An 18,630-nucleotide genomic window follows, 5' to 3' on the forward strand; every position below is an offset into this window, starting at 1 on the left:
CCCGCAGAGAAGAGAATCCGATGATCCGTAAGACGCGTGCCGGTGCGGCACTGCTGGCGCTGGCCATCGCGGCCGGCCTGACCGGTTGCTCCGGCTCGGGCGACGACGCCGGTGGTGCCGTCACCCTGGACTACTGGCTCTGGGACGACAACCAGAAGGCCTCCTACCAGGCGTGCGCCGACGCGTTCACCGCCGCCAACCCGAACATCAAGATCCAGATCACCCAGTCCGCGTGGGAGCAGTACTGGCAGGGCCTCACCACCCAGCTCGCCGCCGGTGAAGCCCCCGACGTGTGGACCAACCAGGGCTCCTACTACCCGCAGTTCGTCAGCTCGGGCCAGATCCTCGACATCCAGCCGTACGTGACCGCGGACAAGATCGACCTGTCGCAGTACCAGAGCGGCCTGGCCGACCTGTTCACCAAGGACGGCAAGCGCTACGGCCTGCCGAAGGACTGGGACACCATCGCGCTGGTCTACAACACCGACCAGCTCAAGGCCCAGGACATCACCCCGGCCGACCTGAAGGAGCTGAGCTGGAACCCCACCGACGGCGGCGCCTTCGAGAAGATCATCGCCCGGGCCACCGTCGACACCGGCGGCCGCAACGGCCTGGACCCCGGATTCGACAAGACCAAGATCAAGACGTACGGCTACCTGCCCGAATGGGGCGACGGCGCGCAGGGCCAGAACGGCTGGGGCATCTTCGCCGCCGCCGACGGCTTCACCTATCTCGACAAGAACCCGTGGGGCAGCCGGTACAAGTACGACGACCCCAGGCTGGCCCAGACCATCGAGTGGTTCAAGTCGCTGATCGCCAAGGGTTACAGCCCTCCGCTGGACAAGTCGTCCACGCTCAGCCGCGACGCGCTGCTCAACGCCGGCAAGGGCGCCATCACCACCGCCGGCTCCTGGATGATCAACAGTTATCTCGGCGACGGGGCCAAGGCGAAGTTCGCGTTCGCGCCGCTGCCGGCCGGGCCGCAGGGCCGCAAGACGCCGATCAACGGGCTGTCCGACGCGATCTGGGCCGGCACCGAGCACAAGGACGAGGCCTGGAAGTGGGTCAAGTTCCTCGCCTCCTCCGGCTGCCAGGACATCGTCGGGGGCAACGCCGCGGTGTTCCCGGCCATCAAGTCGGCCAGTGAGAAGGCCCTCGCCGCCCACAAGAGCAAGGGCCGCGACGTCCAGCCGTTCGTCGACGAGGCGCAGGCCCCCGGCGGCACCTTCTTCCTGCCGATCACCGAGCACGGCAACGAGATCAGCCAGATCGTCCAGGACGCCATCCAGTCCTCGGTGCTCGGTCAGAGCGACTCGGCCACCGCCCTGAAGAAGGCCAACGAGCAGGTCAACGCCCTGTTCAAGTAGCACCGGCCGAGCAGTCCGGCGCGGCGGGAACAGCCTCCGCCCGCCGCGCCGGAGCCCGCACCCGACCACGCACACCCCGCCAAGGAGAACCATGGCATCGCTCATCGAGCTGGCCGGCCGCACGTTCGCCCTCGTACACGAAGGCCCCGGCCACCCGCAGGCAGCCGACGGCGGCCTGATCCTGCCGCCGGGCCGCGTCGCCCTGCTGCACGAACTGGGCGACGCCCTGTTCTACCGCCACGGGCAGAACTCCTGGAGCCCGTGCGGCTGGCGGCGGCTGAGCGAACCGCCGCTGCGCATCGCCGACCCGCGGCGGCGCCTGACCGCCGACGACGACCTCTGGGACGACCCGACCCGCCACCACTCCTCCGCGGTGGCCGCCCTCGACGGCGGCGACGGCAACATTTTGCTGCTCGGCGGGCTCGGCCTGGGCACCGCCCGCCTCGCCGCCGACCACGACACCCTGGCCGGCTGGTACGAACACGGCGCCCAGCCCTGGTTCGCCGCCTACGGCCCCGAGGACGAGGTGTTCGCCGCGTACACCAGGCAGCTGGCCGGGCGGCTGGGCAGCCGCAGCCGTCGCGCCGGCAACGTCTGGTGCTCCTGGTACGCGTACTACGAGGCGATCACCGAGCAGCAGCTGGCCAAGGACCTCCAGGACCTGCACGGCCTGCCCTTCGACGTCGTGCAGGTCGACGACGGCTGGGAGCGGATGGTCGGCGACTGGCAGCCCAACGACAAGTTCCCGGCCGGCATGCGGGCGCTGGCCGACCGGATCGGCGACGCCGGCATGACCCCCGGGCTGTGGCTGGCCCCGTTCATCGCCCTGCCCGGCTCGCGGTTCGCCCAGCAGCACCCCGAGCTGTTGCTCCGCGACACCCGCGGCGAGCTCGTGGTCGCCGGGAACAACTGGGGGACCGGCTACCACGCCCTCGACCTGTCCCGGCCGGCCACCCTCGACCACCTCGCCGAGTTGATCCACCGGGTCGTGCACGACTGGGGGTTCAAGTACCTCAAGCTGGACTTCATCAACGCCGGCGCCGTGCCGGGCGTACGCGCCGACGGCGCCGAACGGGAGCAGACCTACCGCGACGCCCTCACGCTGATCCGTCAGGTCGCCGGGGACGACGTCTACCTGCTGGGCAGCGGCGCCATCCTGCTGCCGTCCCTCGGCATCCTCGACGGCCTGCGCAGCGGCCCCGACGTCGCCCCGATGTGGCAGAACTACGCCAGTGACGACCCGTCCGACGCCATGGCCCGCAACGCCGTGGTCAACACCGTGCACCGGCTCTGGCACCAGCCGCTCACCGAGGTCGACCCGGACGTCGTGTACTTCCGCAGCCGCCTCAACCTCCTGACCGACCAGCAGCTCGGCTGGCTGCGCGACCTGGCCGACATCTGCCGGTTCCGGGCCCTGTCCGACCCGCCCAGCTGGCTCAGCGCCACCGAGCTCGACGACCTGCGGACGTATCTGGCGGCGCGACCGGAGATCCGGCGACGCAGCCGCTACGTCTACACCGTCGATGGGAGGGAGGTGGACTTCGCCCCGGCGATCACCCCGGCCGCGCAGGCGTACCCGATCACCTGACCCGGCGCCTTGCGATCCCCCCGCTGTTTTGTAAAGCTCGAAGCGTATTTGGGCGGCTACCCGCCGCTCAACGATGAGGGACATACCTTGACGGAACTGGTGACGGCCGGGGCGGACCTGCCCCGGCTGCGTGAGCTGAACTCCCTGAGCGTCGTGCGTGCGCTGCGCGCCCACCCGCCGGCCACCGTCACCGAGCTGTCCCAGCGCACCGGCCTGTCCCGGCCCGCCGTCGACGTCATCGCTCAGGGGCTGGTCACCGACGGCTGGGCCAGCCTGCTGGAGCCCGGGGCCAACAGCGTCGTCGGGCGGCCCGCCCGCCGCTACCAGTTCCGGGCCACCGCCGGCCACGTGATCGGCGTCGACGTCGGGGCGCACAAAGTACTGGCCCTGATCGCCGACCTCGACGGCAACATCGTGCGCAGCCTGCGCCACTCGGTGGCCGCGGACGCCGGCCCGGTCGCTCGCCTCGCCGAGCTCGACGCGGTCATCAACGCCTGCCTGACCGAGGCGGGCATGACCCCGTCCGACATCTGGGCGGTCACCGTCGGGGTCACCGGCGCCGTCGACGCCACCGGGCGGACCAGCTTCTTCACCCCGCTGCCGGGCTGGCAGAGCGTCGACCTGACGGCCCACCTCGGCGGCCGGTTCGCCTGCCCGATCCTGGTCGAGAACGACTGCAAGCTCGCGACCCTGGCGGAACGGTGGAAGGGCGCGGCGAGCGACGCCAACGACATCGTCTACCTGCTCGCCGGCATGCGCACCGGCGCGGGCCTGATCATCGACGGCATCCTGCGCCGCGGCTTCGGCGGCGCCGCGGGCGAGATCGGCGCCCTCAAACAGGTCCGCTGGCTCGACGCCCCCGCCCACCTGCAGAACTGTCCCGGCGTCCCCGACACCGTCGGCCCCGACGACGCCGCCGCCTGGGTCTTCAACGCCGCCCGCGAGGGCGACAAGGCCGCCCACCGTGCCGTCAACCGCTACGTCAAGGACCTCGCCGTCGGCACCGCCGCGCTGGTGCTGACCCTGGACCCGCAGGTCGTCATCTTCGGTGGCGGCTTCTCCCGCTCCGCCGACCTGATGCTCGACCCGCTGCGCCGCGAACTCGAGCGCCTGTGCCTGCGCATGCCGGAGGTGCGCGCCTCCACGCTGGGGGCGGACGCGGTCGCCCTCGGGGCGCTGAAGATGGCCCTCAACGAGGTTGACGACCGGCTGTTCAGCGCCGGCCTCTCCGCCCCGGTGGCCCCCCGCCGTCGATGACGCCGGACTACCTGGTCAGTGCCGCCATCGACGTCGCCGAGGAAGGCATGAGGCAGGGCGAGATCCCGATCGGGGCAGTCGTCGAGATGGGCGGCCGCATCATCTCGAGCGCCTTCACCCGGGACATCTCGCTGGGACGCCGGCTGGTCCACGCCGACCTCCTGGCGATGATCGCGGCGGACGAGCAACTCGGCTGGGGGCCACGCCCCCACCCCGTGCGGCTGGCGGTCAACTTGGAGCCCTGCCTGATGTGCGTCGGTGCGGCGATGGCTCTCAAGGTGAACGAGATCTACTACGGGCTCGAGTCTCCCGCGGACGGCGGATCCGCCGTCGCGGCAACGTGGCCGACCAGCCCCGACCTGCCCTGGTACGCAGCACCCACCATCACCGGCGGCATCCGCCGTGCCGAGGTGCAGGACCAGTTCCGCCGCTATCGGGATCGCGCCCCCGCATCAGGTCTTCGTAGCTGGGCCGACACACTCGTGGCGCTGCCGGAACCGCCGGTGTGACGCCGCGTCGTGCGCCACGCCGATCAGGGCTGGGTGAAGACGACGAGCCGGAGATCGCCCGGTGACACCGTCAGCACGTCCTTGTCGAACGACGCCCGCCCGCCGCGCCCGTCTGGCACGTCCAGCCGGTCCAGGCTGTCCGGCGGGTCGGGCGAACCGTCCCACAGGCGGGCGAACGCGCCGCCGCGGGCGTACAGATCGCTGATCAGGGGCCGCAGCCGCGGGTCGGCCGGATAACGGTGTGCGGCGGCCCGCAGACCCGTGACCATCGACGCGCGGACGGCGGCGAGGTGCTCCGGCGTCCGGAAGACGTCGGTCGGCGCCTCGGTGAAGACCCGCCAGGCCATGTTCCGGTCGCGGCCGTGCGCCGCGCCGGCCGGGCACCCGTACGCGTCCCAGCGCGCGTTGCCGGCCAGCACCGACCAGGTGGCGTCGCAGACGCAGGCCGGCACCTCGGTCAGCCGCTCGAGCATCCGGGTCGCCGCGGGAGTTATCTCACGCGGCACCAGGCCGGCGCGGTCCGCGGGCGGGGCGAACCCGGCGAGGGTACGCAGGTGGCCTTGTTCGTCGGCGTTCAGCCGCAGAGCCGCCGCCAGCGCGTCGACGACGTTCGGCGACGGCCGGCGGCGGCCCTGTTCCATGCGTCTGAGGTGCTCCGCGGAGACACCGGCCCGGCCGGCCAGCTCGTCACGGCGCAGGCCCGGGACCCGGCGCCGGCGGGGCAGGGAGGGCGGTATGCCGGCGGACTCCGGAGAGACACGCTCGCGCAGTACGCGCAGCGCGGTCCCGAAGCTCCGGGAACTGCGTGAAGACCGCTTCCCAGTTCCGGCGCACCTGCTGCGGTGAGCTGAACGAGCGGGCCGGATGAGCGGGCCACGTGCTGGTGAAGTCGTCCGCGAAGGTCGCAGTGAGCGCGTCCAGGTCGTGCGCGTTGATGGCGTCGATGAGCCGTTCGACCACGGGGAAATCCATGGTGGGCAACGGTAGTGACGGGCGGGGCCGGCTGCCGGGGCCAGTTTGTACCCCGTAATTCAACCCGGCGGAATAGGCAACTCTTACGGACGCGGCGGGCCGGGTCGCCCGAACAGGCTGCGGGCATGGCACTTTCGACCCACGACACAGCGGAGCCTGCGGTGCTGAGCCGCGCTCGCTCCTGGAACCGGCCCATGATGGTGCTGGCCGCGGCCATGGCGGTGCTCACCGTCGTCACGGCGACCGGTCTGCTCGCCGACGACCGCGTGCTCACCGGCGCCGCGATCTGGCTGAAGCCGTTCAAGTTCTCCGTCTCCATCCTCCTCTACGCACTCGCCCTGGCCTGGCTCATCGCCCTGCTGCCGCGGCGCAGCCGGCTCGCCGAGCGGTCGGCCTTCGTCATCGTGCTGTCGCTGTTCATCGAGATGGCCGTCGTCGTCGTGCAGGTGATCCGCGGCACGACCAGCCACTACAACACGTCCACGCCGCTCAACGCCGCGTTGTGGAACGTCATGTTCGCGGCCATCATCGCCCTGTTCTTCGCGCATCTGCTGATCGCTGTCGCGGTGCTGCGGGCGCGTATCCCGGATCGGGTGGCCCGCACCGGGATCGCGCTGGGGGTGGGGGTTTCGCTGCTCGGCCTGCTCGTGGCGACCCCGATGGGCGGCGCCAACCAGCACACCGTCGGCGCGCCGGACGGCGGGCCCGGGCTGCCCGTGGTCGGCTGGAGCACGGTCGGCGGCGATCTGCGCGTCGGGCACTTCATCGGCCTGCACGCCCTGCAGGTGCTGCCGCTGCTGGCGTGGGCGATGATCCGGTTCGCGCCGCGGCTGCCCGAGCGCGCCAAGGTCCGGCTGCTGCTCCTGGCCGGCGGCGGCTACGCCGGGATCACGCTACTGACTACTTGGCAGGCCCTGCGCGAGCAGCCGCTGATCCGGCCGGACGGGTTGACGCTCACCGCGCTCGCAGCCCTGGCCGGGTCGGTCCTGGTCGGTGTGCTGCTCACCCTGCGGGCCGACCGGTGAGCAGCCCGGGGTGGTCCTTGAGCTGACGCCGCGAGGTGAGGCCGAGCTTGCGGAAGATGCTGCGCAGGTGGGCGTCGACGGTGCGCTTGCTGAGGAACAGCTGGCCGGCCACCTCGTTCGAGGTGGCGCCGGACGCGACCAGCCGGGCCACGGCGACCTCCTGCATGGTGAGTTTCTCGTAGGGCGTCGCGGACTGGGAGCGGACCTTCTCCCCGGTGGCGCGCAGTTCGTCGGCCGCGCGCCGGGCGAAACCATCGGCGCCCGCCTTGGACAGCAGCTCGTACGCGGTGTGCAGGTGCGGCCGGCAGTCCCGGCGGCGGCCCTGGCGGCGTAGCCATTCCCCGTACAGCAGGTGCGCCCGGCCCAGGTACGGCATCAGGTTGCCCTCGGCGAGCAGTTCCACGGATTCCCGGAAGTCGTCCTCAACGCCGGTCACCAGCCCTCGGGCGTACGCGGCGATGCCCCGGCCCACGCTCGTTCCGTTCGCCTCGGCGCGTTCGGTGAGCGACACCAGCGCCTCGGCTGCGGCGGCGTGCTCGTTGCAGCGGACGGCAGCCTCGATGAGCTCGGGCAGGGTCGACCCGGTGAGGAAGATGTCGTCCTGGGCGGCGACCCTGCGGGCCGCGGCAAGTGCGGCCGGGTAGTCGGCGAGGCCGTTGTTGAGGGTCGCCGCGGTCGCGTGGATGTTCGTCACGTGCCCGGCCCGCGTCGGTGCCCGGTCGAGCGCGTCGACCACGTCCTGGAAGTCCTGGCGCCGGCCGCGTTGCGCGGCCAGGTGCAGCCGGTGGTAGGCCAGGGGAGGCACGCCGGCCGCGTCCGCGATCGCGGCCTCCTCGGCGGTGGCGGCGATGGCCCGGCCGAGGTCGCCGACCAGGGCCGCGTCGATGACCGTCTGCCCGAGGCCGAGCTGCAGCAGTGCCGGTGAGCCGGACTCGCGGCCCTGCTTGACCAGCCAGGCGGCGATCGTGCTGTGGGTCTCCACGTCCCACAGCTCGGCGGTGACCATCACGGCCAGCGCGGGCCGCCGCACCCACAGCGGCTCGCCGGCGCCGTCCAGGGTCCGGCGCAGCAGCGGGATCGCGGCCGGGTATCCGCTGGAGACCAGCTCGATCAGCGCATCCAGCAGGTCCGGGGCGGGCGAGGCCGGCGCCGCGGCGCGGGCCGTGGCCACCACGTCGCGGATGACCCCGCCGGCCCGGCCGACGACCAGGCTCATCTCGAGGGCGTCGAGGAAGCAGTCGCGGGCCTGCGCCGGGTGCCGGGCGGACAGTCGCTGGGCCGCGCGGGCCATGAACTTGGGCCCGGTGTCGTCGCGCTGGCGGGTGAACGCCACCCGGCCGTGCAGCTGGTCGACGCGGGCGCGCTGGTACTCGTCCAGGGCGGCGGTCTCCAGAGTGGCCAGCAGTTCCGAGGCCCGATCGGTCATCCCGGCGTCCAGGTGAGCCTGGGTCGCGGCCAGGGTCCGTTCGGTCCGGCGGGCGGGGTCCAGCGACAGCGCCACCGAGCGTTCGAGGAAGGCGGCCGCCGCGGCCACGCCCCCGCGGGCCTGGGCCCGTGCCGCGGACTGCTCCAACTCGTCGGCGATGCCGTCGTCGGGGCCGGCGCCGGCCTGGGCGCGGTGCCAGGCCCGCCGGTCCGGGGCCGCGGTCGGGTCGGTGGCCTCGGCCAGCGCGCCGTGGGCTGTGCGGCGTTCCCCGGCCGAGGCGGCGCGGTACACCGCCGACCGGGCCAGGGGGTGACAGAAGCGGATGCGGTGGCCGAACTCGGCCAGCCCGGTGTTCGCGGCCTGGTCACTCGACGCGGTCAGGTCGAGGCCGAGCCGGCCGGCGGCCGCCCAGAGCAGGCCGGGGTCGCCGGTCGGGTCGGCGCTGGCGACGATGAGCAGCAGCCGGGCGTACGGGGACAGCCCGTCCAGCCGGGACCGGAAGCCGTCCTCGATCCGCGTCGGCACGCTCGACCCGTCCGGTGGCACGAAACCCCCGGCCCGGGGCAGTTCGAGCAGCGCCAGCGGACTTCCCTGGGCCTCGGCGATCAGTCGGTCACGAACCTGATCGTCCAGCGGGAACGGGCTGCGCGTCACGAGCAGTGTCTTGGCCTCTTCGTCGCTCAGCCCGGGCAGGGTCAGCCGGGGCAGCTCGCCGAACCCGTCCGGGTCAGGCCGCGTCCGGACCCCGAACAGCATCGCGACCGGGTCGGTCGTGACCCGGCGGGCCAGGAAGAGCATGACCTGGGCGGACGCTTCATCGAGCCACTGCGCGTCGTCGATCAGGCACAGCAGGGGCTGGTGCTGGGCGGCGGCGGTCAGCAGGCCCAGGGCCGCCATGCCGATCTGGAACGGGTCGGACGGTCCCTCGGCCAGGCTGAAGGCCACCCGCAGGGCGTCGCGGCTGCGCGGCGGCAGCTCCGACAGGCGGTCCAGCAACGGCAGGCACAGCTGGTGCAGACCGGAGTACGGCAACTCCTGCTCGAACTCGGAACCGGACGCGTGGACCACCCGGAACGCCGCGGCCGTCTGGGCCGCGTACCCCAGCAGTGCGCTCTTGCCGATGCCCGCCTCCCCGGCCAGCACGAGCGCGCCGCCGTGGCCCGCGGCCGCCCGGCCGGTCAGCTCGGTGAGGCGTTGCGTTTCCGCACGCCGGCCGACGAGCCGGTCGGGTCGTGAGGACAGCGTCAACATGGCGCCGACAGTATGGGATCGGCGCACCGCCGACACGTCGATCGCTCAGGGCGTACCCGTCGCCGGGTCCGGCACCAGGATGACCTTGCCCGCGACGGTGCGGGACTCGGCGAGCGCGAGGGCCTCGCCCGCCCGGCTCAGCGGGAAGGTGGCGGCGACCTGCGCGGTGAGCACGCCCTCGGCCAGCAGCGCGAACACCGCGGTGAGGTCCTCGCACAGGCGCGCCCGGAACGCCGCCGTCCGCCGTTCGCCGGCCCAGAAGTTGTAGAAGCGGGCACCCTTGCCGTTCGGCGAGAGATGCCACATCCACAGCTGGGAGAACAGGCTCAGGAAGACGGCCTGCGGCGAGGCGGAGTCGTCCTTCAGGGCGGCCGTGCCGTAGGAGACGAGCGTGCCGCCCTTGCGGACCAGGTGCCACGATTGCTTGAGCCCGTCCCCGGCGAGGTGGTCGAAGACGGCGTCCACTCCGCCCGGGGCCAGCGCGGCGATCCGGTCGTACAGGTGCGGGTCGCGGTGGTCGACCGGGATGGCCCCGAGCTTGTCCAGCAGCGGGTGGTGCCGCGCCGCCGCGGTGCCGATGACCTTGATGCCGTCGTGCTGGGCGAGCTGCACCAGCGTGGATCCCACCCCGCCGTTGGCGCCCAGCACCACGATGGTCTGGCCGGCGCGGACCTTCGCCAGCCGCAGCAGCTGGCGGGCGGTGACGCCGTTGACCACGACCGTCTCGGCCTCGGCGGGGTCCACGCCGTCCGGCACCGCCACCAGGGCGTCGGCGTCGGCCAGGACGTGACTGGCCCAGCTGCCGACCTTGGTCACCACGGCGAACCGGCGCCCGGCCAGCGCCGGGTCGACCCCCGGCCCGAGGCGGGCCACCCTGCCCACCGCGTCGTAACCGGGGACGAACGGGAACGGCGGCTGCCCGTAGTACCGGCCGAGCCGCATCTGCTGCTCCGCGAACGAGACGCCGGTGGCCTCGACGCGCAGGATGACCTGCCCGCGGCCGGCCGCGGGGATCGCGCGGGTACGGACCTCGAGGCCATCCGGTTTCACGATGCCGGGAAGAACGATCTCCGTCATGACGTCTGCGCCGATCTCGGACACAAAGGCTCCTTCGATGGTGAGGCTATTCGGGGGAGTGCTCCGAGGCGTACGGTGTCCGGACGCCCTGGTACGCGAGGTGCATGATCATGCCGTTGGCGCCGTGCCGGAAGTTGTGGCAGTGATCCATCCAGATGCCCGGGTTGTCGGCGACGAACTCGAACTCGTAGACATCGCCGGTGCTGATGTTCAGCGTGTCGGTCCACCACGGGCTGCCGGTGGCCGGCTCACCGTTGCGGGACAGCACCCGGATGCGATGGCCGTGCAGGTGGAACGGGTGCTCGATGGTGCTGCGGCTGGCGATGCGCATCCTGACCCGGTCACCGCGGGCAACCTCCAGCGAGGGCACAGCGGGGTACAGCCTGCCGTTGATGAGGCTGCTGACGTAGGACAGGCGGCCCTGACTGAAGCCGAAACCGTCGTCCAGCCGCAGGTCGAACGTCCGCTGGTAGGTCTGCGCGGGCAGCGCCGGGCCGGAGCCGTAGGTCAGCGGGTCGAACTGCTCCCCGCTGTCCGCCCGGACCGGTGCCGCTGCGCCGTCGGGACTGAAGGTCAGCGAGGCGTTCCCGGCGCCGGCCACGGTCACCGCACCGGCCGGCATCGTGAAGGTGAGGTCGTAGCGACCGCCCGCCGCCAGCACGAGCTGCGTTCCCGGCTCGAGCGGCGTGGCCCCCGCCACGGCGTTGCCGTCGATCGCCGCGACCCGGAACGGGGCACCGCCCACCGTGATCGACTGCGGCTCCTCGGAACTGTTGACCGCGCGGACCCGGACGTTGCGCCCCGCCGGCACCTGCTGACGGGCGGGCTGATCGTCGCGGTCGAGGGCGGCGACGTCCCCGTTCGGAGCCGGCCACACGTGGGTGAAGACGGTACGTTCCAGCTCGTCGGCGCCGGCGGGATCTGCCACGACCAGAGCGCCGAAGAGGCCCTTCTTGACGTTGAGCAGGCCGTCGCGGTGGGTGTGGTACCAGAAGGTCCCCACCCTGGTCGCGACGAAGCGGTAGACGTGCCGGCCGCCGGGCGGGACGGCGTCCTGCGTCACGCCGGGCACGCCGTCCTCGGCGTTCGGGACGTCGACGCCGTGCCAGTGCGCGGTCACGCCCTCCTCGACGTTCGTGTTGACCAGCGTCACCTCGAGCAGCTGACCCTGCCTGACCCGGATCTCGGGGCCGGGGGAGGTGCCGTTGAAGGTGAGCGCGTCCACGGTCGCACCGGAGGCCAGCTTGACCGGGGTCCGGGCCGCCACCAGCGTGGTCCGTACGTCGGGCGGCTGATTCCGCGGTCCGGTGAGTTGATCGACGCTCAAATGTCCGGCGCCGCCGTGCTGGTGGCCCGGCTCGGCCGCGTTGGCCTGACCGGCCATCACCAGCGTCACGGCGGGAACGAGCAGGAAGGCGCCCACGAGCCAGGGCAGCCGGGACAGGCGCGACCGCGACTCGCGCCAGCGGCCGACCACGACCGAGAGGCCGGCGATCGCGGCGAGCGCCAGCACCGACCCGGCCAGCACCCAGGGGGTGTCGCCGGGCGCGAAGGGGGCGAGCAGCCACCAGACGGACAGCATCGAGCCCGCGGCGGCGACGTGGGCGGCCGTCCGGGTCGGCCGCCACACCGCCCAGGCCGCCGGCAGGACCGCGAGCGGCACCTGGACGGACAGCCGCGAGTCGGCCAGCAGCAGTCCGCCGGTCAGCAGCAGGAGGCCGGCGGCGATCAGCCGGCCGGCCGCCAGACCGGCGAGGATGCCCAGCCAGCGGCGTGATGCCCGGAGGCCGGCGAGGGGTGCGGCGAGGAGGGTCAGGACGGCGAGCGTCAGGTCGACGAATATGAGTGAACCTTGCACGTCACCACGGTCGTCCGCCGCGGCGCTGCTCGCGTCGGCAAGGCATACCTATTCGCGTCCCGGCCGGGAGTCAGCCGGCGACCGGCGTCCGGGCTGATGCCACCGGCGGCACGGGATCCGGGACCGGCGGCGGATCGCTCGGCCGGGCCGGGCCGGGCGCGCCGTCGATGCGGGCCGCGGCCAGCGCCGCCAGCGGCAGGAGCAGCGTCGCCGTGCCGGGCACGTACGACAGCCCGTCGAACGAATAGCCGCTGCCGTCGATGTCGAAGACCAGGTTCGGCACGAAGAACAGCAGCAATCCACCCGCCAGGAACGCCAGGAGCGTGCCGGGCAGAGCGGCCACGGCCAGCGCGGCCCACAGGGCGGCGGTCCGGCCACGTCCGCGCGCCCGGTGCCGGCGCAACAGCGCGAGACACCCGACCGCGAGCGGCAGGGCGACGAACGCGGCGTACGCGGCCGGCCCGGTGTCGTCGTCCGACAGCGGCGGCGGGATCAGCCCGGCCCCGACGGTGACCACGATCGGCGACCCGAGCAGGAGTGCCGCGGCCCAGACCGGCACCGGGCGACGGCTGAGGGCCAGCGCCGGGACGACGGCGAGCAGGATGCCGGCCACGGCCAGGCCGATCGTCGTGACCTTCAGCCCGAGCGGCAGGTACGGGTGGTTCACCCCCGGTGTGCCCTGCAACATGATCAGAGGCAGCACGCCCGCAGCCATCAGCACACCGACGGTGACCCGGCGCAGCGCGGCACCGGTCAGCCGGCCGGGCATCGTGCCCCCGGACACCAGCCAGCCGGCGACCACCGGCACCACCCCGGCCAGCAGGGCGAGCCGCAGACCGCCCGGCCCGGTGACATCCAGCCGGTGCAGCACTGCGTTGGCCAGTGTCAACCCGGCACCGACCAGCAACGATGCGGCCGGGCCGAACCGGCGGTCGGCGGTGACGACCAGCATGGCCAGCACGGCCAGCAGGATCGCGGTGGCCCGCAGCTCCGCGGTCCACATGGCCAGCTCACCGTCGCCGCCGGGCATCGGCGCGGACAGCGAGACGTCTGTCATGCCGGGTGTCAGGATGGTCAACGCGTACGCCCAGCCGATCACGGCCACGGCCAGCGCACCGGCACCGGCGACCACCACGGCCACCGGCATCGGCCGCGCTTCGGCGGGTGCCACCCGCACCGGCGCCACCACCCTGCTGCGGTGCGGGCGGAGTGCACCGAAGCCGTACGCCAGGGTGAAAGCCGCGAAGCAGGCCAGCGTCAGCGCCCAGGGGCCCTGGTAGGAGAACGTGCGGCTGGTGGTCCCGTCGATGATCTCCGTGAATTCCGGGAGCGCCTCGCTCATGGTCAAGGACGCCACCATCGTGGCCGACCAGTCGCGGCTGCTCAGCGCGAGCGGCACGGCGGACGCCACCGCGGCGAGCGCGCAGACCACCGGTACGCCGATCAGCATCAGCGCCGCCGCCCTGGCCCGTCCGGCGGCCCGTACGGCGGCGGCACCGATTGCCGCGATGCCGGTCGCCCAGATCAGCAACCCGGCCAGCACGCCGGCCACGTACGGTATGTCCCCGCCGGGAACCGCACTGAGCAGGACCATCGGCGCGAAGGTGAGCGGTGCGAGCACAGCCGGGCCGGCGGCACCGAAGCGGCCGGAGCGCGAGTACGGCCAACGCCGGCCCAGCCACCGGCCGGCCGGCAGGCACCAGGCCAGCGTGATGAGGGCCCCGACCAGGAAGGTCAGCCACTCGCCGCCGAGTGAGAACGGATCCACGCCGATCAGCTCCAGCAACCGGATGGCCAGGTTGTGGGAGTACGCGGAAACGGACAGCGTGATCAGCGCGGCGACCACCAGGCCCACGGCCGGAGCGCCGTTTGCCAGCGATTCGCCCCAGCCGCGCGGTGCCCCGCTGGCGTCCCGGATCGGCGGTGCGGCGACCAGGCTGAACGCGTACCGCAGGCGCTCTTTGGCCGTGGCCCCCTCGGCCTCCAGCGTGTGCAGCTCGGCGAGCCACTCCGCGTGCATCTCCTCGCGCAGCTCGGCCGGCCAGCGCCGGGCGGCGCGGGCCAGGCACCAGCGGGCGAAGCGGTCCGCGGGCCTCATGCCGTGGCCGGTTTCGTCGCCGGCTGCGTCGCGGCCAGGCCCCGGTTCAACTGGGCCTGCAGCGCCGCGACCTCGGTGTACGCCGACGCTCGCCCGTCCGGCGTGAGCCGGTAGTAGCGGCGCGCCGGGCGCCCGGCCTGGACCGGGTCGATGTCCTCCCAGTACGTCTCGACCCAGCCGGCGTTCTGCAGGCGCAGCAGGATCGGATAGAGCGTGCCGCTGGGATGACCGCTGGCCCGCATGAGGTCGAGGCCGTAGCGGTCGACCTCGGGATCTTCGAGGAAGGCGGCCAGCACCTTGGAGACGGCGGCGGTGACCCGGAGAGGAGTTGCCATGCCGGCACCGTAGCGGACCCTAGCCAGTTTTTCTACATAGGGTCTGCCGCTACGCTGGCGTGGTGATCGACTTTCGGACCGCGGTGGAAGCACGCGACCCCGACGCCATCGCGGCGACCCTGGCCGACGACGTGGTGTTCCGCAGCCCGGTGGCGTTCAGGCCCTATCCGGGCAAGGCCATCACCGCGGCGATCCTGCGCGGCGTGCTGCGGGTGTTCGAGGACTTCCGGTACGTGCGTGAGCTGGGCGGCGACGACGGCCGTGACCACGCCCTGGTGTTCGAGGCGCGGATCGGCGACGTCGCCGTCGAGGGCTGCGACTTCCTGCACCTGGACGAGAACGGCCTGATCGACGAGTTCACGGTCATGGTCCGCCCGCTGTCCGCCGCCCAGGCCCTGGCCGCTGCGATGGCCGAGCAGTTCGAGCAGATCCAGCGCGAGGCGGTCGCGTCCAGCGGGCCGCGGGAGGGTCTCTAGGCTGGGGGGATGAAGGTTCTGTCCATCCAGTCGGCGGTGGCGTACGGCCACGTCGGCAACTCCGCGGCCGTGTTCCCGCTGCAGCGGCTCGGTGTCGAGGTCGTCCCGGTCCCCACGGTGAACTTCTCCAACCACACGGGCTACGGCGCCTGGCGCGGGCCGCTCATCCCGCCGTCGGACGTGGCCGAGATCCTGCTGGGCGTCGAGGAGCGGGGCGTGTTCCCGCAGATCGACGCCGTGCTGTCCGGCTACCAGGGCGGGGTCGGCATCGGTGACGTCATCGTCGACGCGGTCCGCCGGGTGAAGGCCGCCAACCCGTCGGCGCTGTACGCGTGCGACCCGGTGATGGGCAACGCCAAGTCCGGCTGCTTCGTCGCGCCGGAGATCCCCGCTCTGCTGCGGGACCGGGTCGTGCCGGTGGCCGACATCATCACCCCGAACCAGTTCGAGCTGGGCTTCCTGACCGGCACCGAGCCGGCCGGCATCGAGTCGACCCTCGCCTCGGCCGACCTCGCCCGGGCCATGGGACCCTCGACCGTGCTGGTCACCAGCGTGGAACGCCCCGACCGGGCCGAAGGCACGATCGAGATGCTCGTGGTGGACGCGGCCGGCGCCTGGCTCGTGAACACCCCGCACCTGCCGTTCAAGGCGAACGGGTCCGGCGACGTCACGGCCGCCCTGTTCACCGCCCACTACGTGGCGACCAAGGATGCGGCGGTGTCGCTGGAGCGTACGGCCTCCAGCATCTTCGACCTGATCGAGACCACGTACCGCTCCGGTGAGCGGGAGCTGCAGCTGGTGCAGGCCCAGGAGTTCTACGCCACGCCGCGCATGCAGTTCAAGGCCGAGCAGGTGCGCTGAGCTCCTCGGGTGGTCCAGGACAGCGCCTGGGCCGGACGTGGCGTGCCGGACGGGATCGCTCCGCCGCGAGTGCCGAATCAGGACGGTTCCGGGGTGGTCGACGCGGTCGGCGACGGAGTCACCGGGCTCGCGTCCGGCCACCGCGTGTGGGTGTGGGACGCCGGCGCCCTAGCTCCGCGCGAGGAAGACGACGGCGTCGAAGCCGGCCCGGCCGCAGGGCCGAGCCGGCTGTCCGCCGGGCGGTGGGTCAGGCGTCGGTCGCCTGCAGGATGAGGTCGGCGACCTCGGCCGGGTGCGAGGCGAAGACCGCGTGAGAGGCGCCGTCGATGCTCACCGTCTGGCCCTTGGCGCGTTCGGCCATGAAGTGGTGCGCGGCGGCGGGGATGTTCTTGTCCGCCTCGGCGATCAGGAAGAAGCTCGGGACCGTCGTCCACGCCTGCTCACCCTCGGCCGGCTCCTGCAGCGCGGCCAGAGTGATCGGGCGCTGGGTGGCGGCCATGATCCGGGTGGTCTCTTCCGGCACGTCGGCGGCGAACTGCCGGCGGTAGAGCTCCTGGGCGACGTACATGTCCTGGTTGCCGTCCGGCAGCGGGACCGGGCGCAGTGTCTCGGCCAGCGTGCTGCCCGGGTATCTGCCCGACAGGGTGGCGGCGCTGTCCCCGGCCTCGGGGGCGAACGCGGCGATGAAGACCAGCGACTTGACGTTGCTCGCGCCGGCGGCGGCCTTGCTGATCACCATGCCGCCGTAGGAGTGCCCGACCAGCACGACCGGCCCGCTGATCGAATCGACCAGCGCACGGACCTGCGCCGCGTCGAACGCGACCGAGCGCAACGGGTTGGGCGCGGCGATCACCTGGTGTCCGGCGGCCTGCAGCCGCTGCGCGACCGGACCCCAGCCGCCCGACTCCGCGAACGCGCCGTGGACCAGGACGACGGTGAGCTTCTCCGACATGACTTCCTCCTCATAGCTGCTGACGGGTCCATTCTTCGACCGTCCGGCAACCGGTGGCATCCGTCAGATGACGGGCCGACCCCCTGGGATCGTGATCATCCGCCTCGCGGAGGGTGCTTTCAGCGGGCCTCGGCGCCCAGGGCCACGTCGAAACCGGCGCCGTTGCGGGCCAGACCCACCAGGAGCAGGCCGGCCCATTCCAGGGCGTGGGCCATTTCGAGGCCTCCTGCGTCGAGGGCCCGCATGCCCAGGCTCTCCAGGAACGCCGCGACGCGGGCTTTGGCCTCGGCGTTGTCGCCGGCGAAGAACGCGTCCAGCGGCTTGTCCCCGGCGAGAACGCCGCCGAAGATCGTGTTGAAGGCCTTCACCACGTGCGCGCCCTCCGGGGCGGCGGCGGCGATCTGCTGGGACACCGAGTTGCCCGCGGTGGTCGCGAGTCCGCTGGCGTCGGCGTTGAACGGGTTGGTGATGTCGACGAGGGTCTTGCCGGCCAGTGCGTCGCCGTAGTGCGTGACCGCGTCCACCGCGCCGGCGTACAGGACGGCCACGATGACGATGTCACCCGCCGGCCTCGCGCCGAACGTGCCGACGGTGGCCCCGTTGCCGATCTGGCCCGCGAGTGCCTGAGTCTTGGCGGTGTTGCGGCTCATGAGCTCGACGGTGTGACCGTGCTTGGCCGCCCGGGTGCCGATGGCGGTGGCCATATAGCCCGAGCCGATGATGCTGATGGTGGTCATGAGGTGACTTCCTTTATTGGTGGACGGATCGGTGGGTAGTGGGGGACGCGTTCAGATCACTGTGGTGCCGCCGTCGACAACCAGCTCCATGCCGTTGACGTAGCTCGAGTCGTCCGAGGCGAGGAACAACGCGGCCGAGGCGATCTCCTCGGGCCGGCCCATCTCCCGCCGCGGGATCACGGATTCGAACTGCGCCTTCATCTGCTCGTCCATGACCTCGGCCAGCACCGGCGTGGCGACCTGGCCGGGGGTGAGCACGTTCACCCGGATCTTCCGGTCCCGCAACTCGGCTACCCACACCCGTGCGTACGCGGGCAGCACGGCCTTGCTCGCCGCGTACACACCCCAGTTGGGGTAGCCCCGGAGCGATGCGTTCGACCCGGTCATGAAGATCGAGCCGCCGTCGTTGAGCAGCGGCAGCGCCTTCTGGACGGTGAACAGCGTGCCGCGCGCGTTCAGCGAGAAGGCGGCATCGAACTGCTTCTCGGTGATCTCGCCGAGCCGGCTCTGCTCGCCTGTCCCGGCACTTGCCCACAGCACGTCGACTGTGCCCTTTTCCTGCTTGACCGTCTCGAACAAACGGTCCAGATCGTCGAGGTCGGCCGAATCGGCCTGCACGCCGGTGACATTCCGGCCGATCAGTTCGACGGCTTCGTCCAGCGCGTCCTTGCGCCGGCCGGAAATGAAGACGTGTGCTCCTTCATCAACGAACAATTTGGCCCCGGCCAGCGCCATCCCGCTGGTCGCGCCGGTGATTACCGCAACCTTGCCTTCGAGCTTTCCCACGATGACTCCATTCACCTGTCGTGCCGATTTGTTGCTGATACCGAATTCGCTCCGG

At 72.2% G+C, this 18,630-nt stretch carries 18 protein-coding genes; 8 read left to right on the forward strand and 10 right to left on the reverse strand.

The window, feature by feature from the left end:
• Positions 1-20: 20 nt before the first annotated feature.
• The 4 genes from ACQP2Y_RS15765 (at position 21) to ACQP2Y_RS15780 (ending at position 4,721) form a co-directional block, all read left to right on the forward strand.
• Entirely contained in the window at positions 21-1,367 is a 1,347-nt protein-coding gene (locus ACQP2Y_RS15765; protein ID WP_433728776.1) for an ABC transporter substrate-binding protein, read from the forward strand.
• 91 nt (positions 1,368-1,458) lie between these two features.
• On the forward strand, positions 1,459-2,955 hold the full coding sequence (locus ACQP2Y_RS15770; RefSeq protein ID WP_433728778.1) for a glycoside hydrolase family 36 protein: 1,497 nt from the start codon (positions 1,459-1,461) through the stop codon (positions 2,953-2,955).
• A gap of 87 nt (positions 2,956-3,042) precedes the next feature.
• Positions 3,043-4,212, forward strand: a complete 1,170-nt coding sequence (locus ACQP2Y_RS15775) for an ROK family protein (RefSeq protein ID WP_433728781.1) — start codon at positions 3,043-3,045, stop codon at positions 4,210-4,212.
• Positions 4,209-4,721: a nucleoside deaminase gene (locus tag ACQP2Y_RS15780; protein WP_433728783.1), complete on the forward strand. Its 513-nt coding sequence runs from the start codon at positions 4,209-4,211 to the stop codon at positions 4,719-4,721. The genes ACQP2Y_RS15775 and ACQP2Y_RS15780 overlap by 4 nt, the downstream gene beginning before the upstream one ends.
• Before the next feature lie 23 nt (positions 4,722-4,744).
• Here ACQP2Y_RS15780 and ACQP2Y_RS15785 read toward each other — a convergent pair whose 3' ends face one another.
• On the reverse strand, positions 4,745-5,500 hold the full coding sequence (locus tag ACQP2Y_RS15785) for a helix-turn-helix domain-containing protein (RefSeq protein ID WP_433731961.1): 756 nt from the start codon (positions 5,498-5,500) through the stop codon (positions 4,745-4,747).
• Positions 5,409-5,693, reverse strand: coding sequence for a nuclear transport factor 2 family protein (locus tag ACQP2Y_RS15790; RefSeq protein WP_433728785.1), 285 nt, complete (start codon positions 5,691-5,693; stop codon positions 5,409-5,411). The genes ACQP2Y_RS15785 and ACQP2Y_RS15790 overlap by 92 nt, the downstream gene beginning before the upstream one ends.
• 125 nt (positions 5,694-5,818) lie before the next feature.
• Between ACQP2Y_RS15790 and ACQP2Y_RS15795 the strand changes: the two genes are divergently transcribed.
• Entirely contained in the window at positions 5,819-6,718 is a 900-nt protein-coding gene (locus ACQP2Y_RS15795; RefSeq protein ID WP_433728787.1) for a hypothetical protein, read from the forward strand.
• On the opposite strand, the gene ACQP2Y_RS15800 is transcribed toward ACQP2Y_RS15795, so the two are convergent.
• The 5 genes from ACQP2Y_RS15800 to ACQP2Y_RS15820 all read right to left on the reverse strand — a co-directional run bounded on the left by ACQP2Y_RS15800 (position 6,696) and on the right by ACQP2Y_RS15820 (position 14,763).
• A complete protein-coding gene (locus ACQP2Y_RS15800; RefSeq protein ID WP_433728790.1) occupies positions 6,696-9,395 on the reverse strand; it encodes an AAA family ATPase in 2,700 nt (899 codons plus the stop codon). The genes ACQP2Y_RS15795 and ACQP2Y_RS15800 overlap by 23 nt on opposite strands.
• A 45-nt stretch (positions 9,396-9,440) precedes the next feature.
• Positions 9,441-10,496 (reverse strand): medium chain dehydrogenase/reductase family protein, encoded by a 1,056-nt coding sequence (locus tag ACQP2Y_RS15805; RefSeq protein ID WP_433728792.1) that lies wholly within the window; start codon positions 10,494-10,496, stop codon positions 9,441-9,443.
• 22 nt (positions 10,497-10,518) lie between these two features.
• Positions 10,519-12,330 carry a multicopper oxidase family protein gene (locus ACQP2Y_RS15810; RefSeq protein ID WP_433728794.1) on the reverse strand — a complete coding sequence of 604 codons (1,812 nt, stop codon included), beginning with the start codon at positions 12,328-12,330 and terminating at the stop codon, positions 10,519-10,521.
• Positions 12,331-12,400: 70 nt separating this feature from the next.
• Positions 12,401-14,428 (reverse strand): hypothetical protein, encoded by a 2,028-nt coding sequence (locus tag ACQP2Y_RS15815; RefSeq protein ID WP_433728796.1) that lies wholly within the window; start codon positions 14,426-14,428, stop codon positions 12,401-12,403.
• Entirely contained in the window at positions 14,425-14,763 is a 339-nt protein-coding gene (locus ACQP2Y_RS15820; protein ID WP_433728798.1) for a PadR family transcriptional regulator, read from the reverse strand. The genes ACQP2Y_RS15815 and ACQP2Y_RS15820 overlap by 4 nt, the downstream gene beginning before the upstream one ends.
• A 62-nt stretch (positions 14,764-14,825) precedes the next feature.
• Here ACQP2Y_RS15820 and ACQP2Y_RS15825 point away from each other — a divergent pair, with 62 nt between their 5' ends.
• The 3 genes from ACQP2Y_RS15825 (at position 14,826) to ACQP2Y_RS15835 (ending at position 16,373) form a co-directional block, all read left to right on the forward strand.
• The gene (locus ACQP2Y_RS15825; protein WP_433728801.1) at positions 14,826-15,239 is read left to right on the forward strand and encodes a nuclear transport factor 2 family protein; all 414 of its coding nucleotides are present in this window, start codon (positions 14,826-14,828) and stop codon (positions 15,237-15,239) included.
• A gap of 9 nt (positions 15,240-15,248) precedes the next feature.
• On the forward strand, positions 15,249-16,100 hold the full coding sequence (gene pdxY, locus ACQP2Y_RS15830) for a pyridoxal kinase PdxY (RefSeq protein ID WP_433728803.1): 852 nt from the start codon (positions 15,249-15,251) through the stop codon (positions 16,098-16,100).
• Between the two features lie 93 nt (positions 16,101-16,193).
• Positions 16,194-16,373, forward strand: a complete 180-nt coding sequence (locus tag ACQP2Y_RS15835; protein ID WP_433731963.1) for a hypothetical protein — start codon at positions 16,194-16,196, stop codon at positions 16,371-16,373.
• On the opposite strand, the gene ACQP2Y_RS15840 is transcribed toward ACQP2Y_RS15835, so the two are convergent.
• The 3 genes from ACQP2Y_RS15840 to ACQP2Y_RS15850 form a co-directional block, all read right to left on the reverse strand.
• A complete protein-coding gene (locus ACQP2Y_RS15840) occupies positions 16,348-17,052 on the reverse strand; it encodes an alpha/beta fold hydrolase (protein ID WP_433728805.1) in 705 nt (234 codons plus the stop codon). The genes ACQP2Y_RS15835 and ACQP2Y_RS15840 overlap by 26 nt on opposite strands.
• Positions 17,053-17,171: 119 nt before the next feature.
• Positions 17,172-17,789, reverse strand: coding sequence for an NADPH-dependent F420 reductase (locus tag ACQP2Y_RS15845; protein ID WP_433728807.1), 618 nt, complete (start codon positions 17,787-17,789; stop codon positions 17,172-17,174).
• 51 nt (positions 17,790-17,840) lie between these two features.
• Positions 17,841-18,575, reverse strand: coding sequence for an SDR family NAD(P)-dependent oxidoreductase (locus ACQP2Y_RS15850; RefSeq protein ID WP_433731965.1), 735 nt, complete (start codon positions 18,573-18,575; stop codon positions 17,841-17,843).
• Positions 18,576-18,630: the final 55 nt, after the last annotated feature.

Origin of the sequence: Actinoplanes sp. CA-051413, assembly GCF_050955795.1 — a bacterium.
GTDB lineage: Bacteria > Actinomycetota > Actinomycetes > Mycobacteriales > Micromonosporaceae > Actinoplanes.

Coding starts and splice junctions, on each gene's coding strand:
- ACQP2Y_RS15765 (WP_433728776.1), top strand. CDS start 21: ATGATCCGTAAGACGCGTGCCGGTGCGGCACTGCTGGCGCTGGCCATC.
- pdxY (WP_433728803.1), top strand. CDS start 15,249: ATGAAGGTTCTGTCCATCCAGTCGGCGGTGGCGTACGGCCACGTCGGC.
- ACQP2Y_RS15780 (WP_433728783.1), top strand. CDS start 4,209: ATGACGCCGGACTACCTGGTCAGTGCCGCCATCGACGTCGCCGAGGAA.
- ACQP2Y_RS15795 (WP_433728787.1), top strand. CDS start 5,819: ATGGCACTTTCGACCCACGACACAGCGGAGCCTGCGGTGCTGAGCCGC.
- ACQP2Y_RS15820 (WP_433728798.1), bottom strand. CDS start 14,763: ATGGCAACTCCTCTCCGGGTCACCGCCGCCGTCTCCAAGGTGCTGGCC.
- ACQP2Y_RS15770 (WP_433728778.1), top strand. CDS start 1,459: ATGGCATCGCTCATCGAGCTGGCCGGCCGCACGTTCGCCCTCGTACAC.
- ACQP2Y_RS15790 (WP_433728785.1), bottom strand. CDS start 5,693: ATGGATTTCCCCGTGGTCGAACGGCTCATCGACGCCATCAACGCGCAC.
- ACQP2Y_RS15815 (WP_433728796.1), bottom strand. CDS start 14,428: ATGAGGCCCGCGGACCGCTTCGCCCGCTGGTGCCTGGCCCGCGCCGCC.
- ACQP2Y_RS15840 (WP_433728805.1), bottom strand. CDS start 17,052: ATGTCGGAGAAGCTCACCGTCGTCCTGGTCCACGGCGCGTTCGCGGAG.
- ACQP2Y_RS15800 (WP_433728790.1), bottom strand. CDS start 9,395: ATGTTGACGCTGTCCTCACGACCCGACCGGCTCGTCGGCCGGCGTGCG.
- ACQP2Y_RS15845 (WP_433728807.1), bottom strand. CDS start 17,789: ATGACCACCATCAGCATCATCGGCTCGGGCTATATGGCCACCGCCATC.